General features: G+C 71.8%; 6 protein-coding genes. 2 read left to right on the forward strand and 4 right to left on the reverse strand.

Annotation, left to right across the window (positions count from 1 at the left end):
* Positions 1-14 precede the first annotated feature (14 nt).
* Together CCO04_RS27935 and CCO04_RS27940 are read left to right on the forward strand one after the other, a co-directional pair.
* The gene (locus tag CCO04_RS27935) at positions 15-1,061 is read left to right on the forward strand and encodes a P1 family peptidase (protein ID WP_252374033.1); all 1,047 of its coding nucleotides are present in this window, start codon (positions 15-17) and stop codon (positions 1,059-1,061) included.
* Positions 1,058-1,762 carry an aspartate/glutamate racemase family protein gene (locus CCO04_RS27940; RefSeq protein ID WP_215817469.1) on the forward strand — a complete coding sequence of 235 codons (705 nt, stop codon included), beginning with the start codon at positions 1,058-1,060 and terminating at the stop codon, positions 1,760-1,762. The genes CCO04_RS27935 and CCO04_RS27940 overlap by 4 nt, the downstream gene beginning before the upstream one ends.
* A 9-nt stretch (positions 1,763-1,771) precedes the next feature.
* Here the strand turns inward: CCO04_RS27940 and CCO04_RS27945 are convergent, their stop codons facing one another.
* The 4 genes from CCO04_RS27945 to CCO04_RS27960 form a co-directional block, all read right to left on the reverse strand.
* Positions 1,772-2,893 carry a serine hydrolase gene (locus tag CCO04_RS27945; RefSeq protein ID WP_215817470.1) on the reverse strand — a complete coding sequence of 374 codons (1,122 nt, stop codon included), beginning with the start codon at positions 2,891-2,893 and terminating at the stop codon, positions 1,772-1,774.
* 7 nt (positions 2,894-2,900) lie between these two features.
* Positions 2,901-3,983: a dipeptidase gene (locus CCO04_RS27950; RefSeq protein WP_215817471.1), complete on the reverse strand. Its 1,083-nt coding sequence runs from the start codon at positions 3,981-3,983 to the stop codon at positions 2,901-2,903.
* A gap of 146 nt (positions 3,984-4,129) precedes the next feature.
* Positions 4,130-4,966 carry a hypothetical protein gene (locus CCO04_RS27955; protein ID WP_215817472.1) on the reverse strand — a complete coding sequence of 279 codons (837 nt, stop codon included), beginning with the start codon at positions 4,964-4,966 and terminating at the stop codon, positions 4,130-4,132.
* A gap of 209 nt (positions 4,967-5,175) precedes the next feature.
* Entirely contained in the window at positions 5,176-6,768 is a 1,593-nt protein-coding gene (locus CCO04_RS27960) for a sigma-70 family RNA polymerase sigma factor (protein WP_215817473.1), read from the reverse strand.
* Positions 6,769-7,025: the final 257 nt, after the last annotated feature.

A 7,025-nucleotide genomic window follows, 5' to 3' on the forward strand; every position in this document is an offset into this window, starting at 1 on the left:
AGATTGCTTCCGTGATGGAACAGGACAGCGCGGCGGCGGCACCTGCCGGCGGCATGCGCCCTCGTGACCTCGGGATGTCCTTCGGACCGCTGCCGACCGGGCGTACGAACACGATCGTCGACGTCGGCGACCTGCGGGTCGGCCACGCGACCGTGCACGACGACGATCGTGGCGTCCACACGGGCGTGACAGCGATCCTCAACGACGACCTCGCGGCCGGCCGGCCGCTTCCGGCCGCCCTGTACGTCGGCAACGGGTACGGGAAGCTGGTCGGTGCCACCCAGATCGGGACCACCGGCCAGGTCGAGACGCCCGTCATGCTCACCTCGACGCTGTCGACCTTCCGGGTCGCCGACCACCTGATCACCTGGCTGCAGGGCCGGCGAGCAACCGCCCTCCGGTCGATCAACCCGGTGGTCGGGGAGATCAACGACACCTGGCTGTCCGCAGAGCACGACCACCGCCTCGAGGACGAGGCGGTGGTCGAGGCCCTGGACTCCGCGAGCCGGGACGTCGTCGCCGGAGGCAATGTCGGAGGCGGGGCCGGAGCCTGCGCACTCGGGTTCAAGGCAGGGATCGGCTCTGCGTCACGGCGGGTTCGCGTTCGCGGGCAGGAGCACCACCTCGGCGTCCTGGTCCAGGCCAACATGACCGGCGAGCTCCGGCTCCAGGGCCGCCGCGTGACCCCCGGGTCGCTCGGGCTCCCCGTCGCGGGCCCGGCCTCGGAGGAAGGCTCGTGCATGGTCGTGGTGGCGGTCGACTTCCCCTGCTCTCCGCACGAGCTCGAACGCATCGCACGGCGGGGCGTCTTCGGTCTCGGTCGCGTCGGGGCGGCGTACAGCCACGGCAGCGGCGACTACGCGATCAGCGTCTCCACGGACCGTCGCGTTGCGCCCGGCCTGCGGCCCGCGGACCTCGACGAGGTGTTCGGCGCGACCCTCGACTGCGTCGAGGAAGCCGTCATCGATGCCCTCTGCGCGGCCGACACGGTCGAGCTCAGCACCGGTCGTGTCGCCCACCGCGTTCCGGACCATGCCTGGACGGACGGGCTCCGCCCGTGACGATCCAGCCCTCCCTCCTGGGCGTCCTCGGCGGGATGGGCCCGATGGCGACCGCCTACTTCTTCGAGCAGCTCATCGCCGCCACGCCGGCAACCATGGACCAGGAGCACATCCCCGTCGTGATCTGGAGCGACGGACGGGTCCCGGACCGCACCGATGCGCTCCTGGGCCGCGGGCCCTCCCCCGTCCCCGCCATGAACGAGGGCTGGCACGCGCTGCGCAACGCCGGCGCCGACCTCATCGCGATCCCGTGCAACACCGCGCACGCGTTCCTCGCCGACCTCGACCTCACCCCGCGTCACGGGTTCGTCGACATGATCGCGGCGACGATCGAGGCGGCGGCAGCCCTGTCGTCGGGGCGAGTCGGCCTGTTCGCGACCCGCGGCACGCGGCTCACGGGACTGTACGACCGTGCGGCCCAGGAGCACGGTCTCGACCTGGTCCACGTGGACGAGGACGACCAGGAGAACCTGATCGACGAGGCGATCCGGATCGTCAAGGGCGGCGCGGACCCGGACCTGGCGGAGCGCCTGATCGAGGAAGCGACCCGGACTCTCGCCGCGTCGGGATGCGACGTCGTCCTGGCCGCGTGCACGGAGATCCCCCTGGCCAGCAGGCGCGCGGCGCAGGTGCTCCCGGTGGTGGACTCGGTCGCGTGCCTGGCCGACGCCTGCGTGAAGGCCTTCGCTCCCGGTCGCTGACCGTCCCGGTCAGCCGCGTGGAGCGGGCAGGCGCGCGAGGTCGAGCCCGTCCCACCCGTACGACGTGGCGATCGCGCCGAGGAGTGGCTCGATGAGCTCGAACCCGGCGTCGCTGTTGGTCATCACCACCGCGCCCTGCCCGGTCGCGGTGCTGGCGAGGAGACAGCACCGGTACCCCTCGTTGACCCCGGTGTGACCGAACCACGTCGCCCACTCGTCCTGAACCCGCAGGAAGGTGCCCACGCCGATGGCGTTCAAGCCGCCGGTCACCTCGGCGCCGGCCGGGAGAGCGACCTCGGGACGCACCATCTCCGCGGCGCGTTCACGCGTGAGCAGACCCTCCCCGGCCGCACTCAAGGATCGCTGGACGCTCAGCGCGACCTCGAGGAGGTCGCTCGGCGTCGACCAGAGGCCCGCGGCGAGCTGCTCCGGGTACGTGTGCCAAGCGCCGTCGACCTCGCTGCCGTCGGCGCGGTGCCCGTGCGCCGCGCGGTGCGACCACGCCTCAGGCAGCGGCTGCGCGAAGGTGCTGTCCTGCATCCCCAGGGGCGAGAGCACCAGCTCGTCGAGGAGCCGCTCGGCACCGAGCCCGGTGAGCTCCTCGAGGAGCAGCTGGATCACGGTCGTTCCGCCCCCCGAGTAGAGGAACTCGGTCCCCACCGGGTGCTCCCGCCGGACGGCCGGCGAGTTGGCCGGCGCCGTCCCTTCGAGCACCTGGAGGAGCGACGGGACGGGGGTGCCTGCCGCGTAGCCCAGGAAGCCGGAGGTGCTCAGGCCGGCGGTGTGGGTGGCGAGCTGACGCAGGGTGACTCGCGGTCGTCCCCCGCCGTCGGCCGGGACGTGCCACTGCCTCAAGCGCTCGTTGACGTCCTCGTCCAGGGCGAGGTCGCCGCGGTCGACCAGTCGCAGGACCGCGACGAGCGAGACGAGCTTGCTGATGGAGCAGGCCTGGAACACGGTCTGCGCCGTGACGGCCGAAGGCTCCCCGGAGGACCGCACCCCGAAGGCGCGCCGCTCCACGATCCGGCCCTGGTCCAGGATGGCCACCGAGCAGCCGGGAACCTGCACCTCGTGCATCAACGCCGGCACGTCGAGGCCGCACAGCGTCCCCGCCCCATCACGAAGGGACACCGCGATCTCAGCGCCGGCCGGCGGCAACGGACTCGGCGCCGGTCTCGTCGAGGACGCGCAGCACGTTGGCGCCCGTCAACCGGGACAGGTCGCGCGCCGACCACCCGCGCTCGGCGAGCCGGTCGAGCAGCGGCGCGAATCCCGAGACGGACGTCATCTCCTCCGGGAAGTCGTCGAAGCCGTCGTAGTCCGAGCCCAGGCCGATGTGGTCGATGCCCGCGACCTCCCGGGCGTGCTCGACGTGGTCGGCGACGTGGTCGACCGTCACGGGGGGACGAGGCCCCTGCTGTCCCCCGCGGAACCACGCGTCGTACTCCTCGCTCAGGAACATCGGCACGAACGCGACCATCAGGACACCGCCGTTGCCCGGCAGCGACGCGAGCACGTCGTCCGGGACGTTGCGCGGATGCGCGCACAGCGCCTGGCAGGACGAGTGGCTGAAGATGACGGGCGCCGACGACGTACGGATCGCGTCGCGCATGGTGTCGGCCGACACGTGGGAGAGGTCGGCCAGGACACCGAGACGGTTCATCTCGCGCACGACCTCGCGACCGAAGTCCGACAGCCCGCCCAGGACGGGCTCATCCGTCGCAGAATCGGCCCACGGCACGTTGTAGTTGTGGGTGAGCGTCATGTACCTGAGCCCGAGCCGGGCCATCATCCGCAGCACCGCGAGGGAGCCGCCGATGCTGTCGCCGCCCTCCGCCCCGAGGAGCGAGGCGATCTTCCCGCGACCCCAGATACGCCGTACGTCATCGCCGGTCCGGGCGAGCTCGAACACCTCGGGATAGCGATCGAGCAGCCGGTAGACGAAGTCGATCTGCTCGAAGGTGTACTGCACCGCCTCGACCGCGGGAAGCTCACTGTCCGCATAGACCGACCAGAACTGCCCACCGACGCCGCCTCGCCGCAGCCGATCCACGTCGGTCTGGAACGGCGATCCCGCCAGGAGACCCTCGACGGAGTAGCCGGCGATGTTGCGGGCCCGGTGGGGCAGGTCGTTGTGACCGTCGATCACCTGCGCGAGCTCCAGCGCCTGGTGGACGACGGGGTGGGTGACCGCAGGCGAGACGACGGCGTTCGGTGACATCGAGATGGCTTCCTTCGATCGGCGAGAAACACCTCATCCTCGCCGAGCGGGCGGGCGACGTCTTGAGCGATCTCGACCAGAGGGTGGTGATCCGGTGGTGGATTCGGCCAACAACGCCCGGCCGCGGCGTCTGCCGACGCAGCTGCCTACCCACCTGCCGGGATCGTCCCGGACGCTCCGTTGTTCGCCGGATTCGGGTCGAGGACGATGAAGTCCGCCGGCGGCGTCACCGAGGCTTCGACATCGATCGCACCCGTCGCCTCGAGGGTGAGGACGAGTGGAGCCGCGACTTGGTCCGGTCCCGTCCACTCGCAGCCCACCAGCGTCGTGCCGGGCGCCGACACGGCACTCGTGCAGCTCCAGCCCGGGCTCAGCACGACCGGCACCGGAACCTCTTGCCGGAGCAGGACGTGGACGAATGCGCCCGTCCTCACGTAGCTCATCGGCACCGTCAGCTCCGCGTGCTCCTCGCCTGCTGACGGCGCCGGCCGGCTGGACAGCTCACCCATCGCGAGGTCGTCGGAGAACTCGGGGGTCGTGGGGGTCGGCGTGGGCGTGGGCGTCGGGGTCGGCGTAGACGTGGGCGTCGGGCTGGGCGTCGGGCTGGACGTCGGGCTGGGCGTCGGGCTCGGCGAACCTGAGGGGTCGGGAGTGATCTCTCCCGAGGTCGGTTCGGACGTCGGAGCGCTCGCCGACGCAGATCCCGTCGCACTCGACCAGTCCGCGCCCGGCGGCGACGCCGCACCACAGCGTCCGACCGCAGCATCCGCCGGCGGCGCCTCGGTGACGGCCAGTCCGCCGAGGCTCAGGGCCGTCAGCACGAGTGCGGCGCCCACGCCACCACGACGTCCGCGTGCCAGGAAGACGACGCCCGCCACGACGGCCACCACACCGAGGACGGCGAGGAGCATCGACGGACCGCCGGTGCTCGGCAGCCCGTCGGGGCAGGGCACGGATGCGAGGGGGACGGCGGACGGTGACATCAAGTTCTCCTTGGGGGGACGGCAGCACGGGGGCCCGCGCACGGTGCCGTGCGCAAACCTGCTGACACTCGATGGGACCCCCGGCACCCGAGCCGCTTACGCCGTCCGTCGACGTCAGCGACGGGCCGCACCAGGACCCGCGCGCCCGACCTCATGATGGAACCGACCCTGGGTCGGTCCCTGATGTCCGCGCTGCGATCAGGGACGTCTCACGGGCCGGCGGCAGGGATGGTCGTCGAGGCCCGGTTGTTGGCCGCCTCGGTGTCCAGGTAGCCCGACGGCGGGCTCACCTCCGCATCAACGGGGACGGCCTCGGTGGACACGACCCGCAAGACCAGCTCGCCGCTCAGGCGATCGGCACCGGTCCACTCGCACCCGACCACGGTCGCGCTCGGGTCGGGTGACCGACTCTCGCACCGCCAGCCCGCGGCTCGTAGCACCGTGGGCGGGGGCACCGGTCGCGAGAGCACCATGTTGAGGATCGCCCCGGAGCGCAGGTTGCTGAAGGTCAGCGTGAGGTCCGCCTGACCGGCCGGCGCCGTGTCCCGGCGGGCCCGCACCGAGTCGAGCCCGAGGTCATCGGAGATCGGCGGTGGTGGCCCGGTCGTGGGTTCAGGCTTCCCGGTCGGCCGCGTCGGTGGCGCGGACGTGGCGGGGCTGACAGGACCGGCGGTGGATCCGGTGCTCGGCTCCGTGCTCGGCTCCGAGGTCGGCGTGGAGGTGGCCGGCCCCATGGTCGGGTCGACCGAGGTGACCCGCACGGGCTGTGCGTGCGTTGCCGCCGCGCTCGTGGATCCAGCGGCGGCCGCCGCGGCCGGTTCGCTGTCCGACCCGTCGAGCAGGATCGGTACCGCGACCGCCGCCCCCACGACCCCCGCAGTCACGGTGGCGGCGATCCCTGCGATGACGCCCTTGCTCGACAGCCAGCCCGACAGCCCACCCGACGGCCCCGCCATCGGCGCCCCGACCCCGACCTGCGGGCCGGCCACGCCGGGCCACAGCGTCGAGATCTCCGGCAGCTCGAGCGCCCAGGAACCCAGCACCACCGGAACCAGGAGGGCTCCCAGGCGGGTGTTGACATCGCCGAGGTCCGCGAGCGCCGTGGTGCAGGCCACGCAGTCGTCGAGGTGCGCCTCGAGCGCCGGCTTCTTGCTGTTGTTGACCGCACCGCGCGCGTAGGCCGACAGGAGCGGGACCCACTCGGCACAATCGGGGGTCGCTTGGCCGGCAGCCCCGTTGATGTGCGCCGAGAGGTACGCCTGGCGCAAACCCTCCCGCGCTCGGAAAGCGAGCGCTGCCACGGCATTCGCCTTGATACCGAGGTACAGCGCCACCTCGGTCTGCGGCAGGCCCTCCACAGCGGTGTACCAGAGCACCGCCTGCCAGCGCTCCGGCAGGCTCCGGAAGGAGTGGGCGACCGCGCGGTTGTCGAATCGCTGATCGGGATCGTCATCCAGGATCAGTGCCTCGTTCTGCTGGAACGCCAGGAAGTCATCGACCAGGTCGTAGCGCCGCTCCGCGCGCAGCGTGTTGCTCCAGGTGCTCCGGATCGCGGTGAAGAGGTAGGCCCGGAACGAGATCGTCGGTCCGAGGTCGCGCTGCAGCGCGTCGTACACCTTCACGAACGCCTCGGCCACCAGGTCGTCGGCATGGCTGTGCCCCGCCAACCGACGGGCCAGCGTCGTCGCAGCGCGATGGTGACGGCGGAACAAGATCGCGTAGGCGTCGGCGTCACCCTTGCGGACACGCGCGATCAGCGCTGGGTCGCCGTCCGTGACCGGATCGATCAACGGGGAGGTCATGCTGTGCCAACGTCTCGGGAGGACCGCGGATATCCCGCCTGGTCACAAAGAACTAGCAGATCTGCACGGACGGACCACACGGTCACTCGACGACTCCCCTCGCTCACAGCTGCGCGGTTCGCACAGTCTCCCCGTCAACAGGGACCCCGAGCCTCCGACTGCCTTACGCCGGCGCGGGTGGCGCCGACGCTGGCGACGACGACGCAGGCGATGGCGGCCCACTGGACGGGGGCGAGGGACTCCCCGACGACCGCGAG

It is taken from the genome of Pimelobacter sp. 30-1 (assembly GCF_018831735.1).
In the GTDB taxonomy this organism is placed as follows: Bacteria; Actinomycetota; Actinomycetes; order Propionibacteriales; family Nocardioidaceae; genus Nocardioides.